Annotated in this window: 19 protein-coding genes; 14 read left to right on the top strand and 5 right to left on the bottom strand. The window is 75.5% G+C overall.

The genetic code is table 11. The annotated features are described in order from the left end of the window. Positions 1–32 precede the first annotated feature (32 nt). Together ABD345_RS23745 and ABD345_RS23740 are read right to left on the bottom strand one after the other, a co-directional pair. The gene (locus ABD345_RS23745; RefSeq protein WP_344554614.1) at positions 33–965 is read right to left on the bottom strand and encodes a lysophospholipid acyltransferase family protein; all 933 of its coding nucleotides are present in this window, start codon (positions 963–965) and stop codon (positions 33–35) included. Beyond that, positions 962–1,897 (bottom strand): GNAT family N-acetyltransferase, encoded by a 936-nt coding sequence (locus ABD345_RS23740; protein WP_344554613.1) that lies wholly within the window; start codon positions 1,895–1,897, stop codon positions 962–964. The genes ABD345_RS23745 and ABD345_RS23740 overlap by 4 nt, the downstream gene beginning before the upstream one ends. 333 nt (positions 1,898–2,230) lie before the next feature. On the opposite strand from ABD345_RS23740, the gene mptB reads away from it, so the two are divergent. From mptB to ABD345_RS23725, 3 genes are all read left to right on the top strand, one after another. Next, the gene (mptB, locus tag ABD345_RS23735; protein ID WP_344554612.1) at positions 2,231–3,796 is read left to right on the top strand and encodes a polyprenol phosphomannose-dependent alpha 1,6 mannosyltransferase MptB; all 1,566 of its coding nucleotides are present in this window, start codon (positions 2,231–2,233) and stop codon (positions 3,794–3,796) included. A 214-nt stretch (positions 3,797–4,010) separates the two neighbouring features. Continuing rightward, positions 4,011–5,270: a glycosyltransferase 87 family protein gene (locus ABD345_RS23730; protein ID WP_344554611.1), complete on the top strand. Its 1,260-nt coding sequence runs from the start codon at positions 4,011–4,013 to the stop codon at positions 5,268–5,270. Positions 5,271–5,335: 65 nt separating this feature from the next. Then, on the top strand, positions 5,336–6,535 hold the full coding sequence (locus tag ABD345_RS23725) for a DUF4037 domain-containing protein (RefSeq protein ID WP_344554610.1): 1,200 nt from the start codon (positions 5,336–5,338) through the stop codon (positions 6,533–6,535). A gap of 28 nt (positions 6,536–6,563) precedes the next feature. Here ABD345_RS23725 and ABD345_RS23720 read toward each other — a convergent pair whose 3' ends face one another. Then, positions 6,564–7,358: a class I SAM-dependent methyltransferase gene (locus ABD345_RS23720; RefSeq protein WP_344554609.1), complete on the bottom strand. Its 795-nt coding sequence runs from the start codon at positions 7,356–7,358 to the stop codon at positions 6,564–6,566. 212 nt (positions 7,359–7,570) lie between these two features. On the opposite strand from ABD345_RS23720, the gene ABD345_RS23715 reads away from it, so the two are divergent. From ABD345_RS23715 to ABD345_RS23690, 6 genes are all read left to right on the top strand, one after another. Further along, positions 7,571–8,695: an MFS transporter gene (locus tag ABD345_RS23715; protein WP_380275725.1), complete on the top strand. Its 1,125-nt coding sequence runs from the start codon at positions 7,571–7,573 to the stop codon at positions 8,693–8,695. Then, positions 8,692–10,992, top strand: coding sequence for a molybdopterin oxidoreductase family protein (locus ABD345_RS23710; RefSeq protein WP_344554608.1), 2,301 nt, complete (start codon positions 8,692–8,694; stop codon positions 10,990–10,992). Before ABD345_RS23715 ends, ABD345_RS23710 begins: the two co-directional genes overlap by 4 nt. Before the next feature lie 5 nt (positions 10,993–10,997). Further along, complete coding sequence (locus ABD345_RS23705; RefSeq protein ID WP_344554607.1) at positions 10,998–11,615, top strand: 4Fe-4S dicluster domain-containing protein; 618 nt, start codon at positions 10,998–11,000, stop codon at positions 11,613–11,615. Continuing rightward, complete coding sequence (locus ABD345_RS23700; RefSeq protein WP_344554606.1) at positions 11,612–12,253, top strand: QcrA and Rieske domain-containing protein; 642 nt, start codon at positions 11,612–11,614, stop codon at positions 12,251–12,253. The genes ABD345_RS23705 and ABD345_RS23700 overlap by 4 nt, the downstream gene beginning before the upstream one ends. Positions 12,254–12,347: 94 nt before the next feature. Continuing rightward, the gene (locus tag ABD345_RS23695) at positions 12,348–12,716 is read left to right on the top strand and encodes a hypothetical protein (RefSeq protein WP_344554605.1); all 369 of its coding nucleotides are present in this window, start codon (positions 12,348–12,350) and stop codon (positions 12,714–12,716) included. 190 nt (positions 12,717–12,906) lie between these two features. Next, positions 12,907–13,779 carry a hypothetical protein gene (locus tag ABD345_RS23690; protein ID WP_344554604.1) on the top strand — a complete coding sequence of 291 codons (873 nt, stop codon included), beginning with the start codon at positions 12,907–12,909 and terminating at the stop codon, positions 13,777–13,779. Positions 13,780–13,811: 32 nt separating this feature from the next. On the opposite strand, the gene ABD345_RS23685 is transcribed toward ABD345_RS23690, so the two are convergent. Then, positions 13,812–15,128, bottom strand: a complete 1,317-nt coding sequence (locus tag ABD345_RS23685) for a threonine/serine exporter family protein (RefSeq protein ID WP_344554603.1) — start codon at positions 15,126–15,128, stop codon at positions 13,812–13,814. Between the two features lie 156 nt (positions 15,129–15,284). Here ABD345_RS23685 and ABD345_RS23680 point away from each other — a divergent pair, with 156 nt between their 5' ends. The 3 genes from ABD345_RS23680 (at position 15,285) to ABD345_RS23670 (ending at position 20,399) form a co-directional block, all read left to right on the top strand. Further along, positions 15,285–15,689 carry an SHOCT domain-containing protein gene (locus tag ABD345_RS23680; protein WP_344554602.1) on the top strand — a complete coding sequence of 135 codons (405 nt, stop codon included), beginning with the start codon at positions 15,285–15,287 and terminating at the stop codon, positions 15,687–15,689. A gap of 163 nt (positions 15,690–15,852) precedes the next feature. Beyond that, a complete protein-coding gene (locus tag ABD345_RS23675) occupies positions 15,853–17,928 on the top strand; it encodes a SpoIIE family protein phosphatase (RefSeq protein WP_344554601.1) in 2,076 nt (691 codons plus the stop codon). 98 nt (positions 17,929–18,026) lie between these two features. Next, complete coding sequence (locus ABD345_RS23670; RefSeq protein ID WP_344554600.1) at positions 18,027–20,399, top strand: SpoIIE family protein phosphatase; 2,373 nt, start codon at positions 18,027–18,029, stop codon at positions 20,397–20,399. Between the two features lie 121 nt (positions 20,400–20,520). Here the strand turns inward: ABD345_RS23670 and ABD345_RS23665 are convergent, their stop codons facing one another. Then, on the bottom strand, positions 20,521–21,525 hold the full coding sequence (locus ABD345_RS23665) for an aldo/keto reductase family protein (RefSeq protein ID WP_344554599.1): 1,005 nt from the start codon (positions 21,523–21,525) through the stop codon (positions 20,521–20,523). Positions 21,526–21,712: 187 nt separating this feature from the next. On the opposite strand from ABD345_RS23665, the gene ABD345_RS23660 reads away from it, so the two are divergent. Both ABD345_RS23660 and ABD345_RS23655 read left to right on the top strand, forming a co-directional pair. After that, positions 21,713–22,786 carry an Acg family FMN-binding oxidoreductase gene (locus ABD345_RS23660; RefSeq protein WP_344554598.1) on the top strand — a complete coding sequence of 358 codons (1,074 nt, stop codon included), beginning with the start codon at positions 21,713–21,715 and terminating at the stop codon, positions 22,784–22,786. 76 nt (positions 22,787–22,862) lie between these two features. Then, complete coding sequence (locus ABD345_RS23655) at positions 22,863–23,204, top strand: DUF5713 family protein (protein ID WP_344554597.1); 342 nt, start codon at positions 22,863–22,865, stop codon at positions 23,202–23,204. Positions 23,205–23,372: the final 168 nt, after the last annotated feature.

The following is a 23,372-nucleotide window of genomic DNA, read 5'->3' as shown; positions in this document are numbered from 1 at the left end:
GCGCTCCACCGGCCCGCCCGGCCGCCGCCCCGCTACCGCCCCGCCTCCGCCGGGAGCGGCAGCCGGACGCCGACCGGCCGGTCGACCGGGGCTCCGGTCGCGGGTCCGCCCGGGTGCACGGAGCAGGCCGCGCAGCCCGCCGGGCCCGGATCCGCGGCCTCCTGCGGGCGCCGCCGCCGGTCCACCACCCGCTGCGCCGCCGCCGCCAACTGCCGCCGCCCCGGGAACAGCGCGGGCGGCAGCTGCGGCAGGAACTCGACCTCCGCGGTCAGGCCCCGCACCGACACCACCCGCCACAGCGAGGCCAGCAGCCCGTCCTCCCCGACGAAGGCCGGCGCGGTGCTGGCCCGCCCGTCCCCGTCGAGGTAGCGCAGCGCCAGCGGCTGCACGGGGACGTCGGCCCGCACCGCCGCCTCGAACAGCGCCGGACGGAACCGCCCGCCGCCGCGCCCGCACCAGGTGCTCCCCTCCGGGAAGACCACCACCCGCTGGCCCCGGCGCAGCGCCGCCGCGATCTCCTCCACCGTGCCCGGCAGCGCCCGCAGCCGGTCCCGGTCGATGAAGATGGTGCCGCCCCAGGAGGTCAGCGGGCCGAGCACCGGCCAGCGGCCCACCTCGGTCTTGGCCAGCATCCGGCCCGGACGGACCGACGCGACCAACAGGACGTCCAGCCAGGAGATGTGGTTGGCCACCAGCAGCGACCCGCCCTCCCGCCGCCCCGGCGCACCCGTCGAGCGCACCCGCACGCCCAGCGAGGCCAGCAGCAGCCGCGCCCACCAGCGCGCCAGCCGCCCCGCGGGCAGCCACGCCAGCGCGCGCACCAGCGGCGTCGCCAGCAGCCCGGCGGCCAGCACCGCCAGGCAGCCCGCCAGCCGCAGCACCCGGTGCGGCAGGGCCGTCCGGGGCCCGGCGACGCTCACGCACGCGCCGGGCGTGCACGGCGCGGTCGGCAGCCAGGCGCTCATGCCGCCGTGGCCGTTCCGCGCCCGGCCCCGCCCGCCGTTCCCGGCGCACCCGCCGTTCCCGGTGCACCGGCACCGGCGCCCGAGGCGGCCCCCGCCGTCCCGCCGATGATCGCCGAGACCGGCAGGTCCGCCGCGGCCGCCAGGAAGTGCCGCAGGTAGCGCGGGTCGGTGCGCTCCAGCGACAGCAGCACGTACAGGTCCGCCACGTTGAAGTCCGGGTCGTACGCGGGCTCCCCGCACACCCAGGCCCCCAGCCGCAGGTAGCCGCGCAGCAGCGCCGGGACGGGCGTGCGGCCGGTCCGGGCCACCCCCTCGGCCGACCACGGGCGCAGCGGGGCGACCCGGTACTGCGGCGGCGCCAGGTACTTGGCCGAGACGGTGTCCCACACCCCGGCGGCGGTCGCCCCGCCGTCGGCCAGCGGCACCGAGCAGCAGCCCGCCAGCCAGGCGTTGCCGGTGGCGGTCATGTAGCGGGCGATGCCGCCCCACATCAGGTTGATCACCGCGCCGTTGCCGCGGTGCGCCTCGGCGATGCAGGACCGCCCGACCTCCACCATCCCGTCCCGCAGCCCGCCGAGCCGGGCCAGGTCGAACTCGGTGTCCGAGTACGTCCGACCCGCGCGGCGCGCCTGCTCGGGACGCAGCAGCCGGTACGTGCCGATCACCTCGCCGGAGGGCTGCTCGCGCACCAGCAGGTGGTCGCAGAACTCGTCGAACGGGTCGGCGTCCAGACCGGGCAGCGGCGAGTCCAGCACCGCGCCCATCTCGTCCGCGAACACCCGGTGGCGCAACCGCTGGGCGGCCCGCACGTCCTCCGCGGTCCGGGCGAACGCCAGTTGGTACGAGGGCTGTTGGGGCTCGGCGGGCCGGTTCGCCGACCGCCGGGAAGGCTGGGCGGGGATCTGTCCGGCACGGGCGGGGGCAGTGGTCATGGCGGGACTCTCCGGGGATCTCGGGGCGCGGTAGGGTGGCGACGGAAGGCGCGGGACGACACGCAACGACACGGGTGCTCGCACCCGGGCCGCCGTTCGGGCGGCACCGGCCACGGGCGGCACCCGTATGTCTCCCCGACCCGCCTGGCCCTGAGGTGACCGGCCGAGGGAGGCCAGATGTGCACCTGCTGAATGCCGGGTTCGGCCGCTCGGAGCCGCCTTCGCCGGGCCACCGTCGCGGCCTGCGCACAGCGGGATCCGGACGCCCCCCGGCCACCCGGCGGACGCCGACCCTTCCCCCGGGGGCCACGCCGCTCTGCCAGCGTTCCCGGCATGCCGAACACGGGCGCGAACGCCTACCCGAGCCGGTACCGGTGGCTCGGACTCCTGGGCTCGCTCGCCCTCGCCGCCGGCGGACTCACCTCCGGCGCCCTGCCCGCCGCCAGCACCGGCCCCGCGCTGCGCGCCTCCGGCGGAGCGGGCACCGTCCTGGTCTTCGCGGGCCTGACCGTCCTCACCGCCGCCTGGCTGCTGCTCGGCACCCCCGGCCGTCGCAGCACGGGCCGCGCCGCCGAAGGCCAACCGCCCCCCACCACCCGCTGGTTGACCACGACCCTGGCCTGGTGGGCGGCCCCGCTGCTGCTCCTGCCCCCGCTGTTCAGCCGCGACGTCTACAGCTACCTCGCCCAAGGCGCCATGCGGGCGGCCGGGTTGGACGTCTACGCCGACGGCCCGGCCGCGCTCGGCGGCCAGACCGCCCAACAGGTGCCCCCCGTCTGGCAGCACACCCCCGCCCCCTACGGCCCCGGCTTCCTGCTGCTGGCCCGGGCCGCCGCCCCGCTCGCCGACCACCCGTACGCGGGCACCCTGCTGCTGCGCCTCAGCGCCGTCCTGGCCGTCGCCGCCCTCACCGCCCTGCTGCCCGCCCTCGCCCGCCGCCTGGGCACCGACCCCGCCGCCGCGCTGCGCCTGGGCGCGCTCAACCCGCTGGTCCTGCTGCACCTGATCGCGGGCGCCCACAACGACGCCGTCCCGCTCGCCCTGATGGTCACCGGCCTGCTCGCCGCCACCCGCTCCCGACCGCTCCTCGCCGCCACCCTGATCACCCTCGCCGCCCTGGTCAAGGCCCCCGCCGCACTCGCCCTCCCCGCCGCCTGGTGGCTCACCGCCCACGGCGGCACCGAACCCACCCGCAGCCGGAACAGGCCGGCCACCGGGGCCGTGCCACCGCGAGCGGAGCAACTCGTGGGAGAACGCCGCCGGTTCGCTCGGCGGGGTCGGCTGACGGCTGTCCGAGGCGGTGTGGCGGGCGGGCCGGGCGGGTGGTGGCGCGGGATCCGGTTTGGCGTGGCGATGGCGGCGGTCGCCGCCGTGACCACGGCCGCCGTCACCGCCACGGCGGGTACCGGCTACGGCTGGGTCGCCGCGCTCACCGCCCCGGCCACTGAGAGCAGTTGGTCGCCGAGCAGCAGTCTCGGCCGACTGGTCGCAGGGCTGGCCGGCGTCGCCCCGGAGGGTCCGGTGGCCGGGGCCAGGCTGCTGGGGCTGGCGCTCGCGGCGGGGGTGCTCGGCCTGCTGGCGGTCCGGGTCGTCCGTCGGGTGAGCGAACCGCTGACGGCCCTGGCACTCGGATTCGGCGCCCTGGTCGTCCTCGGCCCGGCCTTCCGTCCCTGGTACGCGCTGTGGTGCGTCGTCCCGGCGGCCTTCGCGGTGCGCGCCGCGACCACTCGCAGGGCCGTTGAACTCGCCTGCGCGGCAATCGCGTTCACCGTCATGCCGGACGGCTTCGAGCCGGACGCCGCCGAACTGGTGCTCGCCGCGGGCGGTCTCGTCGTCGGGGCGGCCGCCGTCTTCCTGGCGGAGCAGCAGGTCGCCTTCCCGGAGAGGCAGCCGGCGTGACCGGCGGCGCGGCGACCGCCGTTCGCGCGGAGCCCGGACCGGCGGCCCGGCTGGGGGCCGACGGGCCGATGCCTGCTGTTCCACCGGACCGAAGCCGAACTGCCCTGAAAGATGGGGGAGTCGGCGGGTCGGCCTGCAGTGGTGCGGCTGCCCGGTCGGGTCTTGTCGTGTCACCGGCCACCATCCGAACCACCCTCCAGGAAAGGCAGCCGGTGTGCTGACCCGCGGCACCACCACCGCCAGGACCGCCGTCCTCGTCGTGTCCGTTCTCGTCACCGCCCTGGTGCTGGCCGTCATCCCGGGCCATCGCGGGTGGTTCGACATCGGCGTGTACTACGGCACGGTCCGCCACTGGGCCGACACCGGGCAGCTGTACGACTACGTCCGGCCCGGCACCGTTTACGGGTTCACCTATCCGCCGTTCGCCGCCGTCTGCATGCTGCCGATGCGGCTGCTCGGCTGGCATCCGGCGATCGCGGTCGGGGTCGCGCTGTCCGCCGTCGCCACCGCTCTGCTGCTGTACTGGCTGGTCGATCCGATCGCCCGCCGCCGGGGCTGGTGCCGCTGGTACGCCTTCGGTCTCGCGGCCTGCCTGTGCGCGCTCAGCAACCCCGTCCGGGACACGTTCAGTTTCGGGCAGGTCAATCTGCTGCTGGTCGCCCTGGTGTTCGCCGATCACCAGCTGTCCGGTCGCCGATTCGCCGACAGCCGCTGGCGGTTGCTGGCCGGGGTCGGCACCGGACTGGCCGCGGCGATCAAGCTGACCCCGGCCCTGTTCATCGTCCACCTGCTGCTCACCCGCCGGTGGCGGGCCGCGGCGACCGCCACCGGCACCGCGCTGGGCGCCACCGGCGTGGGCTTCCTGTTCGGCCCCGGGGTCTCCCGCCAGTTCTGGACCGTCACGCTGTGGGACACCGATCGGGTCGGCGGCTTCGCCAACATGTCCAACCAGTCCCTGCAGGGGCTGATCGCCCGGCTCGGCCCCCAACTCCCGGGCCGGGCACTGTGGGTGGCCGCCGCGCTGGTGGTCCTCGGGCTCTGGGCGTACCGCCTGTGCCGCGCCGACGCCGCCGGCGACGGCCTCGCCGCGTACAGCCTCACCGGGATCGCCTGCTGCCTGGTCAGCCCGATCACCTGGGTGCACCACCTGGTCTGGATGCTGCCCGCCCTGGTCGTCCTGGCCGACGCCGCCCTCGACCGCACCCGTGGCCGCGGCCTGCTGCTCACCCTGTGCTGGCTGCTCCAACTCGTCATCTCCAGCGGCATGGTGTGGCTCTGGCACCCCGACGGCCGAGGTCCGGGCAGCTTCTTCGGCGGCAGCGCGTACGCCCTGCTCACCCTCGCGCTGCTGCTCGCCGTGCCGATCCGGCGGGGGCGGGACGGGCCCGGCCGGCCCGCCGTCTCCGCACGGGCCGCGGTGCCCGAACCGGCGCCCGCCCACCGCACCGGCAGACGCCCGGCCCCGGTCGGCTGACCCGCCACCGCGCCCGGACGATAAACGCTGGCCCGGCCCGGCCCCGCTTTGCCACAGTGGGCCGCATGACCGCATCCGCATCCGCATCCGCGCCCGGACCCGGACCGGCACCAGCCCCCGGACCGGCACCAGCCCCCGAACCCGCCGGCCCGCCGTTCGTCCCCGGGCTCGACCTGGCCCGGGCGCTGTACGAGGAGGGGGTCCGTCCGCTGCTGGCCGAGGCCCACCCGGGGCTGCGGTACGCGGCGGCCCGGATCGGCGCCGGGTCGGAGGTGCTCGGCTTCGACACCGCCCGCTCCGCCGACCACGACTGGGGGCCGCGGCTGGAGCTCTTCCTCGCCCCCGCCGACGCGCGGCGGCACGGCCGGGCGGTCCGCGAGCTGCTCGCCGCCCGGCTGCCCGGCGAGATCCGCGGCTGGTCCACCCACTACCGCGCCACCGGGAACCCGGACGACCCGGTCAGCCACCTGGAACCGGCCCCCGTCGGCGGTCCGATCGAGCACCGGGTCACCGTCCGCGACCTGCCCGGTTGGCTCGCCGAGCGCCTCGGTCCGCCCGCCGCCGCCTGGGCCGACGGCACCCCCGGCGACGGTCCCGGCCCGCTCGACTGGCTGGCCCTCCCGCAGCAGCGGCTCGCCGAGTTCACCGGCGGACGGGTCTTCCACGACGGCCCCGGCACCCTCACCGCCGCCCGCGAGCGCCTGCGCTGGTACCCCGACCAGGTCTGGCGCCACCTGCTGGCCTGCCAGTGGCAGCGGATCGCCCAGGAGGAGGCGTTCCCCGGCCGCTGCGCGGAGAGCGGCGACGACCTCGGCGCGGCCCTGGTCACCGCCCGCCTGGTGCGCGAGCTGATGCGGCTGGCCTTCCTGATGGACCGCCGCTACGCCCCGTACGGCAAGTGGTTCGGCAGCGCCTTCGCCCGCCTCGACACCGCCCGCGACCTGGCGCCCGCCCTGCGCGCCGCGCTGGCCGCCCCCGACCCGGCGGCCCGCGAACGGCACCTGTGCGAGGCGTACGAGGCCGCGGCCCGCGCGCACAACGCGCTCGGGCTGACCGGGCCGATCGACCCGGCCCGGCGCCGCTACCACGGCCGCCCGTACCTGGTCCTGCACGCCGACCGCTTCGCCCGGGCGCTGCAACGGACGGTCACCGCACCGGAGTTGCGCGACCGCCCGCTGACCGGCTCGGTCGACCAGTGGGCCGACAGCACCGACCTGCTGGCCCGCCCGCAGCTCCTCCGGGCGGCCGTCACGGCGGACGGCTGACGGCCGGCCGGCGCTCGGCGCGTGACGGTCAGAGCGGCCGGGCGGCCCGCAGCGAGTACACCAGCGGGATGCGCGGGCCGGCCGGCAGCCGGAAGTGCCCGTGCGCGTGCTCGTGCAGGAACTCCAGCCGCAGCCCGGCCGCCGCCAGCGCGCTGACCACGTCGCCCACGCCGTGGCGCCACTGCACCGTCCGGGTCGAGGACAGCTCGGCGGCCGGGTCCGCGTAGCTGCCCGGCGCGTCGACGACCTGGGCGCCGCGCAGGAAGTAGTCCTCCACCAGCACGCCCGGGTCGTCCTCGACCAGCTCCGACAGCGGGTGGAACTCCGCCAGGTAGACGAACCCGCCGGGCTCCACCAGCCGCGCCACCGTGCGCGCCCAGCGCGCCAGGTCGGGCAGCCAGTTGAGCGCGCCCCGCCCGGTGTAGACCACGTCGAAGGTCCGCCCGTCCAGCGCCTCGGCGGCCTCGTACACGTCCGACACGACGAACCGCGCCGTGCCGGCACCGATCGCCGCCGCGAGCCTCGCGGCCTCGGCGACCGCGGGCGCCGAGAAGTCCAGCCCCGTCACCTCGGCCCCGCGCCGGGCCCAGGACAGGGTGTCCAGCCCGATGTGGCACTGCAGGTGCAGCAGCCGCTTCCCGGTGACGTCGCCGACCTCGGCGAGCTCGAAGTCGATGAGGGTGTCTGCCCCGGCCGTGAAACCGGGGACGTCGTAGAACCGGCCGCCGACGTGCAGCGGCACCCGGTCGTCCCAGTTGCTGCGGTTGATCTCGGCCCAGTCGGCGGGCGGAGCGGGCGGGAGGCCGTTCGGGTGCGCGGACATGCGGAGGATCATTCCGGTACGCACCGACGGACGGCAAGACATTGAGCCGTCTCCCGGGCCGCCCGCGGGTCGGGCGCCCCGCCCGCTCACCCGGACGGCCCAGCGACGCGCCGCGTGCGGCGCAGCGGGCGGGCGCCCCTCCCGGCGCGTCGCTAGCGTCCGGCTGAGAGGACGTCAGATCGAGTGGCTCGTCGAGCGCTAGGAGAGTGCGCGTGGCCGGGACAGCGCCGCCCCCGCAGGGCAGACCGACCGGGAGCAGTCGGACCGAGGACGGCGCGGCGGGGGTGGTGGCCTCGGCGACCCGGTCGACGGCGGCCCGGGCCTCGCTGATCGCCGCCGCGGCGAGCGTGCTGCTGGTGGTGGCGATCGTGCTGGGCAGCCGGCTCCTGCGGGACTTCGACTCGGCGCTGGTCCCGTACGCGGTGGCCTCGGTGTTCCTCACCTTCGGCGTGGTCTACCGCTACGTGGTGTGGGTCTCCGCGCCCGCCGCCCGCCGGCTGTTCGTGCAGGGCTGGAAGGCCGCGCTGTCCTGGGACAACCTGAAGCGCTCGCCCGCCGCGCTGCCGAAGATGATCGCCACCTACCTGGGCTTCCAGAAGTTCCTCGGTGCCCGCTCGCACGCCCGCTGGGCCGCCCACCAACTGATCTTCTGGGGCTGCCTGCTGGCCGCGGCGATCACCTTCCCGCTGACCTGGGGCTGGTTCACCTTCACCTCCGCCAGCGCGGCCGGCCCCGGCTACGAGATGCGCCTGTGGGGCTTCAAGCTGTTCGGCTTCGACTCCGGCAGCTTCCTCGGCTGGGCGCTCTACCACGGCCTGGACCTGGCCGCCGTGATGGTGATCGGCGGCGCCGGCTACTTCCTGTGGCGGCGGATGCGCGACCGCGCCGCGACCACCGGCCAGCGCTTCGGCTACGACTTCCTGCCGCTGCTGGCCCTGATCACCATCTCGGTCACCGGCCTGCTGCTGACCTTCTCCGAGATGTTCCTGCACGGCGGCGGCTACGAGTTCCTGGCCATCCTGCACATGGCCTCGGTCGTGCTGACCCTGGTCTACCTCCCGTTCGGCAAGTTCTTCCACATCGTGCAGCGCCCGGCCGCGGTCGGCATGCAGCTGTTCAAGTACACGGCGCGGCGCCAGGGTTCGGACGCCCAGGAGCTGCAGCCCTGCAAGCGCTGCGGCCAGCCGATCGACACCGTCGCGGCGGTGGACAACCTGCGCGCCACCATGCGCGACCTGAAGCTGGGCTTCGACGAGTGGGCCGAGTACTGCCCCCGTTGCAAGCGGGTGCTGCGCGGCACCGCCTACCTGTCGAGCGTCAAGCGGGGGTTCAAGTGAGCACCGAGCACGTCCCGTTGGACCCGAGCGTCGCCCCGCTCGGCACCCGCAACTTCCGCGACGCGGGCGGCCTGCCCGCCGCCGCCTGGCGGGCCGACCAGACCGAGCAGACCCTCGTCCCCACGCACTGCTGCTTCTGCGGCGTCCAGTGCGGCATGTACCTGCGGGTGGACGCCCGCGGCAAGGTGTTCGGGGTCGAGCCGCGCAACCACGACATCAACCGGATGCGGCTGTGCCCCAAGGGGATCAACGCCTACCAGCAGGTCAACCACCCGGACCGGCTGACCGCGCCGCTGGTGCGCCGCAGCCGCGACGAGCCGTTCCGGGAGGCGAGTTGGGAGGAGGCGCTGGACTTCACCGTCGCCGAGATCAACCGGATCCAGGCCGAGCACGGCCGGGACGCGTTCGGGATGCTCGGCGGGGCCAGCCTGTTCTCCGAGAAGACCTACCTGGTGGGCAAGTTCGCCCGGGTCGCGCTGAAGACCCGGCACGTGGACTACAACGGCCGGCTGTGCATGGTGAGCGCGGCGGGCGCCAACAAGCTCGCCTTCGGCATCGACCGGGCGGGCAACCCGTTCTCCGACATCCTGCAGACCGACTGCCTGCTGATCGCCGGGGCGAACGTCGGCGAGTGCTTCCCGGTGCTGACCCAGTACGTGTGGGGGGCCCGCGACCGCGGCGCCACCCTGATCGTGGTGGACCCGCGCGAGACCGCGGTCGCCCGCACCGCCGACATCCACGTCGCGCTCAAGTCCGGTACGGACTCGGCGTTCTTCAACGCGGTGCTGCACGTCATCGTCGAGGAGGGACTGACCGACGAGGCGTTCCTGGCCGCGCACACCACCGGCTGGGAGGAGGTCAAGGCCACCGTCAAGGAGTACCCGCCGGCCCGGGCCGCCGAGATCTGCGGCGTGCCCGCGGAGCAGATCGTCCAGGTGGCCCGGGTGTTCGGGCGCGCCGAGCGGGCGATGGCCTGCCACGCGCGCGGCATCGAGCACCACACCCAGGGCGTGGAGAACTGCCTGACCGTCATCAACCTGTGCGCCGCCACCGGCAACCTCGGCCGCCCGGGCGCCGGTTACGGCACCCTCACCGGCCAGGGCAACGGCCAGGGCGGCCGCGAGCACGGCCAGAAGTCCGACCTGCTGCCCGGCGGCCGCTCCATCAACGACCCGGTGCACCGCCGCCAGATCTCCGCGATCTGGGGCATCGAGGAGTCCGAACTCCCGCAGGCCGGCACCTCGATGATGGAGATGGTCTGGCAGATGCAGCGCCACGAGATCCGCGGCCTGATCGGCGTCTGCAACAACCCGTTCGTCTCACTGCCCAACTACGCGGTGGTCAAGGACGGTTACGACAAGCTGGAGTTCCACGCCCAGTTCGACTTCTTCCTCTCCGAGACCGCCGCCAACGCGCACGTGGTCTTCCCGGTCACCACCTGGGCCGAGGACGAGGGCGTGATGGCCAACGCCGAAGCCCGGGTGATCAAGCACAACAAGGCCCAGGAGCCGCCCGCCGGCGTGCGCACCGACACCTGGGTGATGTGCGAGATCGCCCGCCGCCTCGGCGAGGGGAGCAAGTTCGCCTTCGAGGGCTCCGAGGACGTCTTCGACGAGCTGCGCCGCGCCTCGGCCGGCACCGTGATCGACTACTACGGCATCACCTACGAGCGGCTGGAGGCCACCGGCGGCATCGCCTGGCCCTGCCCGAGCCTCGAACACCCGGGCACACCGCGGCTGTTCGAGGACGGGCGGACCTACCACCCGGACGGCAAGGTGCACATGCAGGTGGTGGAGTGGCACCCGCCGGCCGACCCGTACAGCGACGAGTTCCCGATGCGGCTGACCACCGGGCGCACCGTGGCGCACTTCCTGTCCGGCAACCAGACCCGGCGGCTGGGCGGGCTGGTCGAGCAGACCCCCCGGCCGTGGGTGGAGATCCATCCCTCGCACGGCTTCCGCAACGGGGAGCCGGTGCGGGTGGTGACCCGGCGCGGCAGTGAGGTGCTGCCCGCGCTGGTGACCGAGGCGATCCGCCCGGACCACGTGTTCGTGCCCTACCACTGGCCGTTCCCGACGGCGGCGAACGTGCTCACCATCGACGCCCTGGACCCGCGCTCGAAGATCCCCGAGTACAAGGTGTGCGCGGTGCGGATCGAACGGGCCGAGGCGATCGACCCGGTGCCCGCGCCGCCGGTACCGCCGGGCCGGGAGGCCTACCCGGAGGCCCAGGTCTCCCGCACCGACCCGCTGCCGCCGACCTCCCCGCAGGGCCGCGGCACCGCAGAGAGGGGCTGACCGCCATGCTGGGACGCACCATCTTCATCGACCCCGGCCGCTGCATCGGCTGCCAGGCGTGCGTGTCGGCCTGCCGCGAGTGCGACTCGCACCGCGGCAAGTCGATGATCCACCTGGACTACCCGGACGAGGGCCGCACCGTCGCCGCGCTGCCGACCGTCTGCATGCACTGCGAGGACCCGGTCGCGCCGTGCGCCGAGGTCTGCCCGGCCGAGGCGATCCTGATCACCGCCGACGGCGTGGTGCAGGAGGCCGACCCGACCCGCTGCATCGGCTGCGCGAACTGCGTCAACGCCTGCCCGTTCGGCGTGCCCAAGATCGACCTGGAGGCCAAGCTCCAGATGAAGTGCAACCTCTGCTACGACCGCACCTCCTACGGCCTGGCACCGATGTGCGCCACGGTCTGCCCCACCGGCGCCCTGTTCTACGGCACCGTCGAAGAACTCCAGGCCGAGCGGCCCGGCGTCGACGTCTCCACGATGTTCGCGTTCGGCGACACCGTGGTCTCCACCGGCGTCGCCATGGTGGTGCCCGCCGAGCGCCGGGCGCCCGTCCCCGGCGGGACGCTCAACCTGATCGAGGTCAACGGGCGCCCCGCGCCCGGGAACGGAGCGAGGGCGTGACCAGCCCCGACAACTCCCCCCGGCCGTACGGCCGGGAGGGCGGCCCGGACGACCACCGGGCCGAGCAGACCGCGCTCAAGGAGCGGATCAGCGCCGACTCGCTGACCACCCGGCGCGACTACCTGCGGATCGTCGCCACCGTCTCCGGCGGCCTGGTGGTCGGCTCCACGGTGGTCTCGGCCGGCGTGCTGCACCGCCACGGCGACGGCGGCGCCGCCCCGCTGAAGGTCGCCGACCGGCTGGAGCGCGGCGAGGCGGTCAGCTTCGACTACCCCGGCGAGGACGACCGGGCGATGGCGATCCGGCTCCCCGACGGCACCCTGGTCGGCTACTCCACGGTCTGCACCCACCTCGCCTGCGGCGTGCTCTGGCGGCGCGACCACGGCAGCGACGGCGACCTCTACTGCCCTTGCCACGAAGGGCAGTTCGACTCCCGCACCGGCGAGGTCACCGGCGGTCCGCCGCCCCGCCCGCTGCCCAAGGTGGTGGTGGTCGAGGACGCCCAGGGCGTGGTGTGGGCGGTCGGCACCGCCCGCTCCGGCGAGAGCGAGCAGGCCGGCCTCTGCCGGGGCCTGCGCGAACGCAACCCGGCGCTCGCCGAAGCGGCCGGCTGCGCGACCCGCAAGAGCGGCAGATGACCGCCGGAGAACGGCGGCCGACCACCGCAGAACGGCGGCCGACCGCCGCCCGAAGCGAACCGACGATTCGTCGACCCACCCGTGGAGGTGCGTGATGAGCGTTCCCGAAGGCCACTACCCGGAGGGCTACCACCCCGGCAGCGACGAGCCCCGGCTCAACCGGCCCGTCCACGAGCGGTACCCGCAGATCCGGGCCACCTCCGGCTACGCCGACCCGCGGATCTCGGCGACCGGCCCCGGCCCCGGCGCGGGCACCGACCAGCAGCCCGAACGGTCGGCGATCCTGTCCGCCCGGGTCGGCCTGGCCGTCACCATCGTGATCGGCCAGCTGTGGGCCCTGAACACCGCCACCAACGCCTGGATGAGCGGCCAGGTGGCCACCGCCTGGTGGTGCACCGGGTTCAGCGCCGCCTCCTTCCTGGTCGTCCTGCTCGCCTGGTGGATCTCACCCAACGACCGCTGAGCACAAGGAGGTTGCGGCCGGTCACGATTCGTCGCCGACCGCCCGCGGCACGTTCCCGAACCGGTCGGCGCCCCGTACGCTGTCCCCCTGGCCGCGCGAACGGCCGACGGGACAGACCGCGGGGCGGCCGGCCGCCCGCGCCGGTGCCCGCGGGGGTGCGCGCCGCACGGGCGCGGGAAGGGCACGACGCATGACGCAGCAGCTCACCACCGAGACGGTCCAGCCCAGACCGTTCCCCGACCGGCAGGCCGTGCTCCGCGCGGCCGTCCTCGTCCCGGTCACGGTGGCCCACATGCACGACACCCACCCGCACCAGCCGCTCGTCCTCGCCGCCACCGAGGCCGTCGACGCGCACACCGGCGGCCTCGCCTGGAACGAGACCACCCGCCGGCTGACCGTCCACCCCGCACCCGCGCAGGTGGTCGGCGCCCGGATCGAGATCCTCACGGTCGGTGACCACCCGCTCGGCCACGCCGTCAAGCAGCCCGGGGGAGAGGTGAGTTGGCCCGAGTGGGGGCAGCTCGGCGACACCCCCGTGGTCTGGCAGGGGGAGCCCGGCCTGCTCGTCGAGGGCGGCGCCTACCACTGCCGGCTCAACTTCACCGGCGAGCAGCGCGCCCTGCAGATCCAGGCCGAGGGCGAACACGGACTGGACTTCAACGAGGCCCTGCTGCGGGTCACCCGCCCGCTCGCCGAGGCCCTCGACCTGCTGCCCGACGGCCTCGACCGCACCGGGGCGCTCGGCCGGCTGGTCACCCTGCTGATCGACCGCGGCGCCCGCTACCTCGTCCCCGCCGACCCGCACGACCTGCCCGGCTGGGAGGAGCACCTGCGGCGCACCTACCTGGCCCTGGAGGCGCAGGCCCGCGGCCGCCGCGACGAGCGGCCCACGCCCGCCACGGCCGCCCACCGACCGGTCCGCTACGACGCCCTGGTGCGGGCCGGGTACGACGGGGAACCGGAGATCGTGCTGACGCCGGTGCTGCGCCGGGGCGGGCAGTGGCTGGCGGCGATGGACCCGGCCGCCCTGGACCTGCCGCACTACCCGGGCGACGGCTGGTAGCCGGGAGCGCCCGGAAGGAGGGGCCCCCGCGCTCAGGAGTGCGGCAGGGGCTGCGGGCGATGGGCCAGGACCGAGCCGAGCAGCAGGCCGACGGCGATCGCCACCACCGTGGTGACCATCGACAGCAGGTCGTGGAAGCCCTGCACGGGGTGGCCGCCGGCCAGGCTGGTCAGGCCGCGCATCCCCAGCGAGCCGACCGTCAGGGTGAAGAACCCGGGCAGCGCCAGCAGCATCCGCGGCGGCCGGCCCGGCCCGCGGGCCACCACCGTGGCCAGCGCGCCGAGCGCCGCGGCGGCCAGGAACGTCCCGCCGACCTCGCCGACCAGCTTCGTCGCCCCCGACTGCACCGCCACCGTCAGGTACACCGTCCCCAGCAGGACCGGCAGCAGCCGCCACGGCACCGCGAACGACAGCACCGTGCCGACGGTGAACACCACCCAGGACAGGAACGTCGCCCAGCGCGGCAGGTCGGCGTGCGCCGCGACGTCGAACATCGCCGAGGTGTCGCCGCCGGTGGCGTACACGCCGAGCATCACGCCCAGGTACAGCTGCAGCAGCAGGAACACCGCGTACACCAGGCGCACCGCGCCCGTGGTGAGGAACCCGGCGGCCAGTTCGACGGCGGCCGCCGACAGCAGGTCGCCGGGGACGAAGTAGAACAGCGCCGGGAGCATCAGCAGCACCGCCCCGCCGTGCGCCGGGGTGCGCGCGAACACCATCAGCACCAGCACCGACACCGCCGCCGAGGCGACCAGCGGCAGCACCCGCGACAGCCGCGGCCACCGCTCCGCCGCCACCGCCAGCACCGCCGTGACCAGGCCCAGCACCGCCGTGCTGCCGATCTCGTACCAGGTCGGCTGCATCAGCGGCGCGAAACCCACCGAGAACAGCACGATGCCCAGGCCCTTGAGCCACCACGGGTAGGGGGCGGGCGAGCCGTCGATCGCCGCCAGCCGCCGCTCGGCCTCCGCGAGGGGGGTGCGGCCCAGCGAGACCCGGTGCGCCCAGGGCTTGAGCGCGGCCACCTTGTCCAGCCGGGCGACGTCCGGGAAGGCCCGGACCGCGACCGTCGAGGTGCGCCCGTCCAGGACGACGGTCAGCGTCGCGCCGTCCGGGACCAGCACCATCGAGGTGCGGGCGCCGAAGCCCGCCGCGGCCTGCGCCACGGTCTGCTCGACCTCCGAGGCGCCCTCGCCGCTCGCCGCCAGCAGCATCCCGGCCAGCCGCGCCAGCAGCGCCGTCACCCGCTCCGGCGACACCTCCTCCGGCGCCGCACCCTCCGTGCCGCCGTCCGGACGCACCGCCCGCCCCTCGCCCATCCGCGCCTCCCGTGCCGCCGAACCTGACACCCGTTCGCATCCTCGCCCGGCGGGCGGCCGCTCGCGCTCCGGGCGCGCGGGAGGGGCGCGGGAAGCGCGCGGGCGGCGCACAGGGGGCGGCCGCCGACGTGCGGTGTCCGGAATGTGGTGATACCACTCGAAGGACCTGTGGAAGGGAGCCAGTCGATGGACGACTACCCGGCGCTCAACCTGTTCTGGACCATGCTGTGGCTGTTCCTGTGGATCCTGTGGTTCTTCCTGATGTTCAAGGTGCTGACGGACATCTTCCGCAGCCACGACATGGGCGGATGGGGCAAGGCCGGCTGGACGATCTTCGTGATCGTGCTGCCGTACATCGGCGTCCTGGTCTACCTGATCGCCCGCGGCAAGGAGATGGGCGAACGCGACCGGGCCCTCGCCGCCAAGGCCGAGAGCGACTTCCAGGACTACGTCAGGAAGGCCGCCGGAACGGAGGGCCAGAACGCCGGGCCCCGGCACGTCGAGGACCTCGCCCGGCTCGCCGACCTGAAGAACGCCGGCGCGATCTCCCAGGAGGAGTTCGACCGGGCCAAGCAGAAACTGCTCGCCTGACCCCGGCGGACGAACCGACGGACGGACCACGGACATCGGACGGCGCGCGCACGCGGCCCGGGCCGGAACGGGAACCCCACCCGGGCCGGCCCGGCCCGACGCGCGCACCCGCCGGGCCGGGGCCGCGGACCGGCCCGGCGGCGGACGGCAGGAGGACGGCGGGGTGCCGGAACCGCAACTGACACCCGAGGTGTTCGACCGCGCCGTGGTCGCGATCGCCCTGACCGCCGGCCCCGAACACCGGATGGTCTACTACAACGACGCCTTCCGCGACCTGTTCGGCGACCGCCCGCTCGGCGCACCCGCCCGCGAGGCGTTCACCGAACCCGGCACCGAACGGCTGCTCGCCACCCTGGACGCCGTGCTCACCGACGGCACCGCCCGGCAGGTCACCGCCCACCGCACCCTCGGCTGCCCCACCGGCGGGACCGCCCACCGGCACTTCGTCTACTCCTGCTCGCCCGCCGCCACCCGGTACGGCCCCGGCATCCTCGCCGCCGCCATCGACACCACCGCCGAACTGCACTCCGCGCTCGAAGCCGAACGCCAGTCCGCCGAACGCCTCGAAGCCCTCCAGCGCTACGAGGCGCTGATGGCCGCCGCCGCCCAGATGGTCTGGGTCGTCCGCCCCGACGGCACCGCCCGCGAACTCGTGCCCGGCTGGGAGGAACTCACCGGCCAGCCCTTCGCCGAGGCCGCCGGCCTCGGCTGGCTGGACGTCGTCCACCCCCGCGAACGCGAGGCCACCGCCGCCCGCTGGGCCGCCGCCACCCGCGACCTGCCCTCCGTCTTCGACCACACCTTCCGGGTCCGCAGCGCCGCCGGCGGCTACCGGCACGTCCGCTCCCGGGCCGTCCCCGTCCTGCACGAGGAACGCGGCCACGAATGGATCGGCACCACCCGCGACATCGAGGACCAGTGGCACGCCCGGCTGCGCGAACGCCTGCTCGCCCGGGCCGGCGCCGTCACCGAGGCCGAACGCGCCGAGGACGCCTTCACCGCCCTCGCCAGCACCCTCGTCCCCGACCTCACCGACGTCTGCGCCGTCTACCTGCTGCCCGGCCCCGACGCCGCCGACGACGAGGTCGTCGCCACCCGGATCGCCTCCGTCGCCCGCCCCGGACTGCCCCCGGTGCCCCCGCTCGACCGGCAGACCTTCACCCTCGGCGAGCACGCCAGGAAGGCCGTCACCGACCGCGTCCCCACCCTGCTGCGCTTCCCCGACGGCGCGATCCCCGCCGGCGCCGTCCCCGAGATCTCCGCCCGCTGGCTGCACGACACCCGCGCCACCAGCCTCACCCTGCTGCCGATCGTCGTCGACGGCGCCGTCGTCGCCCTCGCCGCCACCGCCGGCTGCGAAGGCGCCCCGGCACCCGGACCGGCCGACATCGACCTCCAGCACGAAGTCCTGCAGCGCGCCCAGGCCCCGCTGCGCCAGGCCCTCGCCCTGCAACGCGCCCGGCACGCCGCCGTCGTCCTGCAGCGCGCCCTGCTCACCACCCCGCCCGCCCTCGGCGGCGCCGCCGTCGCCGCCCGCTACCAGCCCGGCAGCCGCAACGCCGAGGTCGGCGGCGACTGGTACGACGCCTTCACCCTCCCCGACGGCTCGCTCGCCATGACCATCGGCGACGTCGCCGGACACGACCTCGCCGCCGCCACCACCATGGGACAACTGCGCGCCATGCTGCGCTCCATCGCCTACACCCGCGGCCAGGCCCACACCCCCGCTGACACGCTGCGCGAACTCGACACCGCCGCCGAGGGGTTGGGCGTCGGCAGCTTCGCCACCGCCGTGCACGCCCGGCTGGTGCGGCACGGCGCCGACGGCGGCTGGGAGATGGAGTGGGCCAACGCCGGACACCCGCCGCCCGTCCTGCTCCCGGTCGACGGGCCGCCCCGGCTGCTGTCCGCCGAGGACGCCGACGTCCCGCTGTGCGTCGACCCGCGCCGCCCCCGGGTCACCCACCGGCACCCGGTCGGACCCGGCGAGACGCTGCTGTTCTACACCGACGGCCTGGTCGAAGTGCCCGGCGAACACCTCGGCGACGGCATCGCCCGGCTCTGCGAAGCCGCCGCCGCGGCCCGCCGCCGACCGCTCGCCGACCTCTGCGAGCACCTGGTCACCGGCGTCGCCGACGTCCGCGACGACATCGCCGTGATCGCCTTCCGGCCCGACCCGCCCGGACGGGTCGCCGTCGGGCGCGCCGCACCCGGCGCGGGCAGCGGGGGACGGCCGTGAACGGGCCCCAGGAGGAGGAGCCGGCCCGGGAACCGGGCCGGGACCGGGAACCGAGCCGGGGAGCCGGACAGGAGCAGGGCGGGAAGCGGAGGAGCGGCGTGGACGGCTACCAGGACGACCGGCACGACGGCAGTGACAGCGGCAGCGGCAGCAACGGCGGTGGCGGCGGCGCGGCCGCGGCCGGGGAGGCGGACGGCGTGGCGGAGCAGACGGCACCGGAGGGCGGCGAACCGGTGGCCTGCGGGGCACCGGGCGGCGAGCCGCTGGGCAGCGGCGAGGGCGACCACGTCGACGCGGCCCTGCTCGACGCGCTGTTCGCGCAGGCCCCGCTCGGCCTCTACCTGCTCGACCAGGACCTGCGGGTGATCCGCTACAACACCGCCGCCCGGGGCGTGCGCGGCATGCCCAGCGCCGACATCGTCGGACACCGCCCCGCCGACTTCGCCCCCGGCTTCGACCGCGCCGAACTGGAGGTGCTCGCCCGCCAGGCCCTCCAGGACGGCGGCTACGTCCGCGAGCACCTCGTCCGCGGCCGGATGCCCACCGACCCCGGACAGGAGATGGTCGGCGCCGTCTCCTTCTTCCGGATCCTCTCCGACACCGGCCGCCCCTACCTGGTCGCCGCCATCGAGGACGTCACCGAACGGCAGGGCGCCCTCGACCGGCTCGACATCCTGCACAGCGCGCACCGCCGCCTCGGCGCCTCCCTCGACGCCGTCGGCTCCGCCCAGGAACTCTCCGACGTCGCCGTCCCGCGCTTCGCCGACTCCGCCACCGTCGACCTGCTCGACGAACCGCTGCGCGGACTGCCGCTGCGCACCGGCCCGATCGACCCCGGCGCGCCGCTGCGCCGCGTCGCCTACCGCTCCGTGCACGGCAGCGGCCCCGGCGGGCCCTCGCCCGGGCCGATCCCGCACGGCGCGCTGTCCACCTACGGGGCGCCCACGCCGTACAGCCAGGCACTGGTGGACGGGCGGGCCCGGCTGATCCGCGGACTGACCGGGGACGAGGACTGGCTGACCGCCGACCCGGAGCGCGGACGGCGGCTGAGCGAACTCGGCGTGCACTCGATGATCGTCGCGCCCCTGGTGGTGCACGACGCCGTGCTCGGCGTGCTCGCGCTGTACCGGTACCGGCGCTCCGAGCCGTTCGACCAGGACGACCTGGAACTGGCCGTCGAACTGGCCTCGCGCGGCGCGATGTCCATCGACAAGGCGCGCAGCTACGCGCGCGAGCGCTCGATCGCCACCACGCTGCAGCGCCAACTGCTGCCCCGGGAACCGGCGGAGCTGAGCGCCGTGCAGAGCGCGCACGTCTACCTGCCGGGCGTGGTCGGACCGGGCGGCGACTGGTACGACGTGGTGCCGCTGTCCGCCGCCCGGGTCGGCCTGGCGATCGGCTCGGTCACCGGCACCGGCATCGAGGCCGCCGCCGTGATGGGCCAGGTCCGCACCGCGCTGCGCACGCTGGCCGTCCAGGACCTCCAGCCCGACGAACTGCTGGTGCGGCTGGACGACGCGGCCCGGGTGCTCACCGACGAGCAGCAGGGCAGCCTGGCGGCCGGCGCGGACACCCTGCCGGACGGGCTCGCGTCCTGCCTGTACCTGGTCTACGACCCGATCGGCCGGACCTGCACGGCGGCCTCGGCCGGACACCCCGGGCCGGTGGTGGTCGGCGCGGACGGCGTGCCCGTGCCGTTCCCGGTGGAACCCGGACTGCCGCTGGGCTGCGGCGACGGCTGCTACGAGACGCGGGTCGCGGAACTGCCCGTCGGCAGCGTCCTGGCGCTGTACACCAACGGGCTGATGTCCGGCCCCGGGCGGCGCCCCGGCCCCCGGACGGGCGGGGCCGCGGAGCGCGGCGGAGTGGAGGAGGTGCTGCCGGTCGGGCCGGGGGAGGGCCGGCGGGCGGTGCTGCAGCGGGTGCTGGCCCGGGCCGGGGAGGAGGAACTGCCGCAGCTGTGCGACCAGGCGGTGTACGCGCTGCTGCCCGAACGGCAGCGCGAGGACGCGGTGCTGCTGCTGGTGCGCACCCTGGGGCTGCCGGACGAGAAGGTCGCGGTGTGGACCCTGCCCGAGGACCCGGCGGTGGTGCGCACCGCCCGGCGGCTGGCCGAGCACCAGCTCGCCGCCTGGGGGCTGGAGGAGCTGGAGTTCTCCACCGACCTGATCGTCAGCGAGTTGGTGACCAACGCCATCCGGTACGGGAAGTCGCCGATCCGGCTGCGGCTGATCAACGACCGGGGCCTGATCTGCGAGGTGTCGGACAGCTCGGACAGCACCCCGCACCTGCGGCGGGCCAAGACCACCGACGAGGGCGGCCGCGGACTGTTCATCATCGGGCAGCTGGCCCAGCGCTGGGGGACCAGGTTCGCCCGGCACGGCAAGACCATCTGGGCGCAGCAGGAGGTGCCGGGGGAGCGGGACCCGGCGGAGCTGGAGGCCGGCGGCGAGGGCGAATTGCCGGGGTAGCGCGGGGAGTCGAGGGGATTCGCGGGTAGCGCGGGAGTGCGGGCGGCCGCCGGCGGGGTGCTCCGGCCGGCGGCCGCTCAGGGGTTGCGGGTGGTGCGGGGTGGTGCTGGTGGGACAGGACTCAGGGGCGGGTCTTGGGGGCGTTCTCCGCCGTCCGGGCCGGGTCGAACTCGGCGACGGGGGACAGGATCTCGTCCATCCGGGCGAGCAGCGCGGGCTCCAGCTTCACGCCCGCGGCCTTGACGTTCTCGGTGACCTGCTCGGGGCGGGAGGCGCCGATGATCGCGGCGGACACGTTCGGGTTCTGCAGCACCCAGGCGACCGCGAGCTGGGCGAGCGAGAGCCCGGCCTCCGCGGCGAGCGGCTGCAGCTGCTGGACGCGCTCCAGCACCTCGGGCCGCAGCAAGCGGGCCACGAAGTTCGCGCCGCCCTTCTCGTCGGTGGCCCGGGAGCCGGCCGGCGGCTCGGCGCCCGGCTTGTACTTGCCGGTCAGCACGCCCTGCGCGATCGGCGACCAGACCACCTGGCCGATGCCCAACTCCTCGCAGGTGGGCACCACTTCACCCTCGATGACCCGCCACAGCGCGCTGTACTGGGGCTGGCTGGAGACGAACGGGACGCGCAGCTCGCGGGCCAGCGCGTGGCCCGCCCGGATCTGCTCGGCGGTCCACTCCGAGACGCCGATGTACAGGGCCTTGCCGGAGCGGACCACGTCGGCGAACGCCTCCATGGTCTCCTCCAGCGGAGTCGACGGGTCGTAGCGGTGGGCCTGGTAGACGTCCACGTAGTCGGTCTGCAGGCGGCGCAGCGAGCCGTCGATCGACTCCATGACGTGCTTGCGCCCCAGCCCGCGGTCGTTGCGGCCGGGCCCGGTCGGCCAGAACACCTTGGTGAGGATCTCCAGCCCCTCGCGGCGCTCGCCCTTGAGCGCCCGCCCGAGCACCGACTCGGCGCGGGTCTCGGCGTACACGTCGGCGGTGTCGAAGGTGGTGATCCCGGCGTCGAGGGCGGCGCGGATGCACGCGGCCGCGGTGTCCTCCTCGACCTGCGAACCGTGGGTGAGCCAGTTCCCGTACGCGATCTCGCTGATGATCAGGCCGCTGCGGCCCAGGTGGCGGAATTCCATGGTCCGTACGCTACGCCAGTGGCGGGGGAGAGGAGGGGAGGCGGGTGGCGCGGGGGGACGGCGGGGACCGGGACGGAGGTCGTCCGGCCCGGGCCTTTGGGCCCTACCGGGCGGGAGGCGGGCGGGCGCAGGATCGAGGCACTGGAGACGTGGGACGCGACGAGGATGCGGCGAGGAGTGATCCGCGATGACCGAGTCGACGGCGAGGGCGACGGCGGTGCCCGGGCCGGTGGCGGCGCCCGGGCCGGGAGTGCCGGGCGGCCCGGTGGACGGGGTGCCGGGCGGGCCGGGGCCGGCGGAACTGCGGGAGCTGGTGGCCGCGGCCGGGGCCGCGCCGTCCCTGCACAACGCGCAGCCCTGGCGGTTCCGGCCGACCGCGGACGGGCCCGGGGTGCTGGTGTTCGCCGACCCGGCGCGGGCGGTGCCGCTGGCGGACCCGGACGGGCGCGGGATGCTGCTGTCGATCGGCGCGGCGCTGTTCAACCTGCGGGTCGCGGCGGCCCGACTCGGCCTGCCCGTCGAGGAGTTGGACCTGCTGCCGGACCCGCTCGGCCCCGACCGGCCGGTGGCCGTGGTGCGCTTCGGGCCGCGCGGAGTACCGTACGAAACGGCCGAGTTGGCCGGGGCGATCACCCAACGGCACTCCAGCCGCGAGCCGTTCGGGAACCGGGACGTGCCCGAGGCGGTGATCGGCGAGCTGATCGCGGCCGCCGCCGACGAGGACACCGTGCTGGACGTGCTGGAGGAGGACGGGGCGCGCCGGGTGCTCGCGCTGACCGCCGAGGCCGAGGCCAGGATCGCCGCCGACGCCGCCCGCCGGGCGGAGACCGCCGGCTGGGTGCGGGCCGGCGCGGCGCCGGCGGCCCCGGACGGCATCCCGGAACGCGCCCTCGGCCCGCAGGACCACGAAGCCCGGGTGCCCGTACGGGACTTCGCCGGACGCGGGCCCGCGCACGCGCAGCGCTTCGAGGCGCTGCCGCAGGTCGCCACCATCGCCACCCGGGGCGACACCGCCGCGGACTGGCTGCGGGCCGGACAGGCGATGGAACGGGTCTGGCTGGTGGCCACCACCCGCGGGCTGCGGGTCTCGGTGCTCCACCAGGCCGTCGAACTCCCGGACACCCGTTGGCGGTTGCGCGACCCCGAGCGCGGCGTCGGCACCGTGCAGGTGGTGCTGCGGGTCGGCTACGGCCCGCCCGGACCGGCCACCCCGCGCCGGGACGTCGAGGACCTGCTGCGCGACCCGGCCGCGGACCGCTGAACCGGGGCCGCCCGGCACTGTCGGTGCCGGGCGGCATGATCGGCCGCACGACCCCACGGACGGACGGAGCGGCGGCATGACGATCACCAACGAGCGGCTGGCGGAGTACGAGTTCCTGCGCCCGATGCGCGGCGACGGCTACTACCCGGCGCACCTGGTCGCCGCGGGCGGCGAGATCCTGCGCGCGCTGTGCGAGCGGATCGAGGCCGAACCGCCGCGCGGACTCGACGAGTTGTACGCCCTGACGCACGCCGCGACGGAGGAGTTCAACCTGCTGGCGGAGGAGTTCGAGGCGGCCGGCAGCGAGATCGAGACCGTCGCGCGCGACACCATCGCGGTGGACTTCGAGCACCTCGCGCAGGCGTACGGCTTCCCGGACGCCGACCTGGAGGAGCTGGTGGCGCCCCGCGACTGGTGACGGCGGCGCTGCTCCGGCGGACGACGGCGGGGCCGGCGGCGGACGGCGAGGGCCGGCGCGGGGGCCGGTGCTAGGCCCTGTCTCGTAATTGATCTTGTTGTGGGTCATTGTTCCTCGGCTCGCAGCCACAGGATCAGCGAGGCGAGGACGACGCCGGCCCGGTAGCGG

The sequence above is a fragment of the Kitasatospora saccharophila genome, from assembly GCF_039529925.1.
Taxonomy (GTDB): Bacteria; Actinomycetota; Actinomycetes; order Streptomycetales; family Streptomycetaceae; genus Kitasatospora; species Kitasatospora saccharophila.
Note: the sequence above shows the minus strand (reverse complement) of the source record. Positions and strands in the feature narration are given on the sequence as shown.

Excerpts from the sequence above, each read along its gene's own strand:
- ABD345_RS23745 (WP_344554614.1), bottom strand. The coding sequence starts at position 965 with ATGAGCGCCTGGCTGCCGACCGCGCCGTGCACGCCCGGCGCGTGCGTG.
- ABD345_RS23665 (WP_344554599.1), bottom strand. The coding sequence starts at position 21,525 with ATGGAATTCCGCCACCTGGGCCGCAGCGGCCTGATCATCAGCGAGATC.
- ABD345_RS23725 (WP_344554610.1), top strand. The coding sequence starts at position 5,336 with ATGACCGCATCCGCATCCGCATCCGCGCCCGGACCCGGACCGGCACCA.
- mptB (WP_344554612.1), top strand. The coding sequence starts at position 2,231 with ATGCCGAACACGGGCGCGAACGCCTACCCGAGCCGGTACCGGTGGCTC.
- ABD345_RS23705 (WP_344554607.1), top strand. The coding sequence starts at position 10,998 with ATGCTGGGACGCACCATCTTCATCGACCCCGGCCGCTGCATCGGCTGC.
- ABD345_RS23655 (WP_344554597.1), top strand. The coding sequence starts at position 22,863 with ATGACGATCACCAACGAGCGGCTGGCGGAGTACGAGTTCCTGCGCCCG.
- ABD345_RS23695 (WP_344554605.1), top strand. The coding sequence starts at position 12,348 with ATGAGCGTTCCCGAAGGCCACTACCCGGAGGGCTACCACCCCGGCAGC.
- ABD345_RS23720 (WP_344554609.1), bottom strand. The coding sequence starts at position 7,358 with ATGTCCGCGCACCCGAACGGCCTCCCGCCCGCTCCGCCCGCCGACTGG.
- ABD345_RS23690 (WP_344554604.1), top strand. The coding sequence starts at position 12,907 with ATGACGCAGCAGCTCACCACCGAGACGGTCCAGCCCAGACCGTTCCCC.
- ABD345_RS23660 (WP_344554598.1), top strand. The coding sequence starts at position 21,713 with ATGACCGAGTCGACGGCGAGGGCGACGGCGGTGCCCGGGCCGGTGGCG.
- ABD345_RS23680 (WP_344554602.1), top strand. The coding sequence starts at position 15,285 with ATGGACGACTACCCGGCGCTCAACCTGTTCTGGACCATGCTGTGGCTG.
- ABD345_RS23740 (WP_344554613.1), bottom strand. The coding sequence starts at position 1,897 with ATGACCACTGCCCCCGCCCGTGCCGGACAGATCCCCGCCCAGCCTTCC.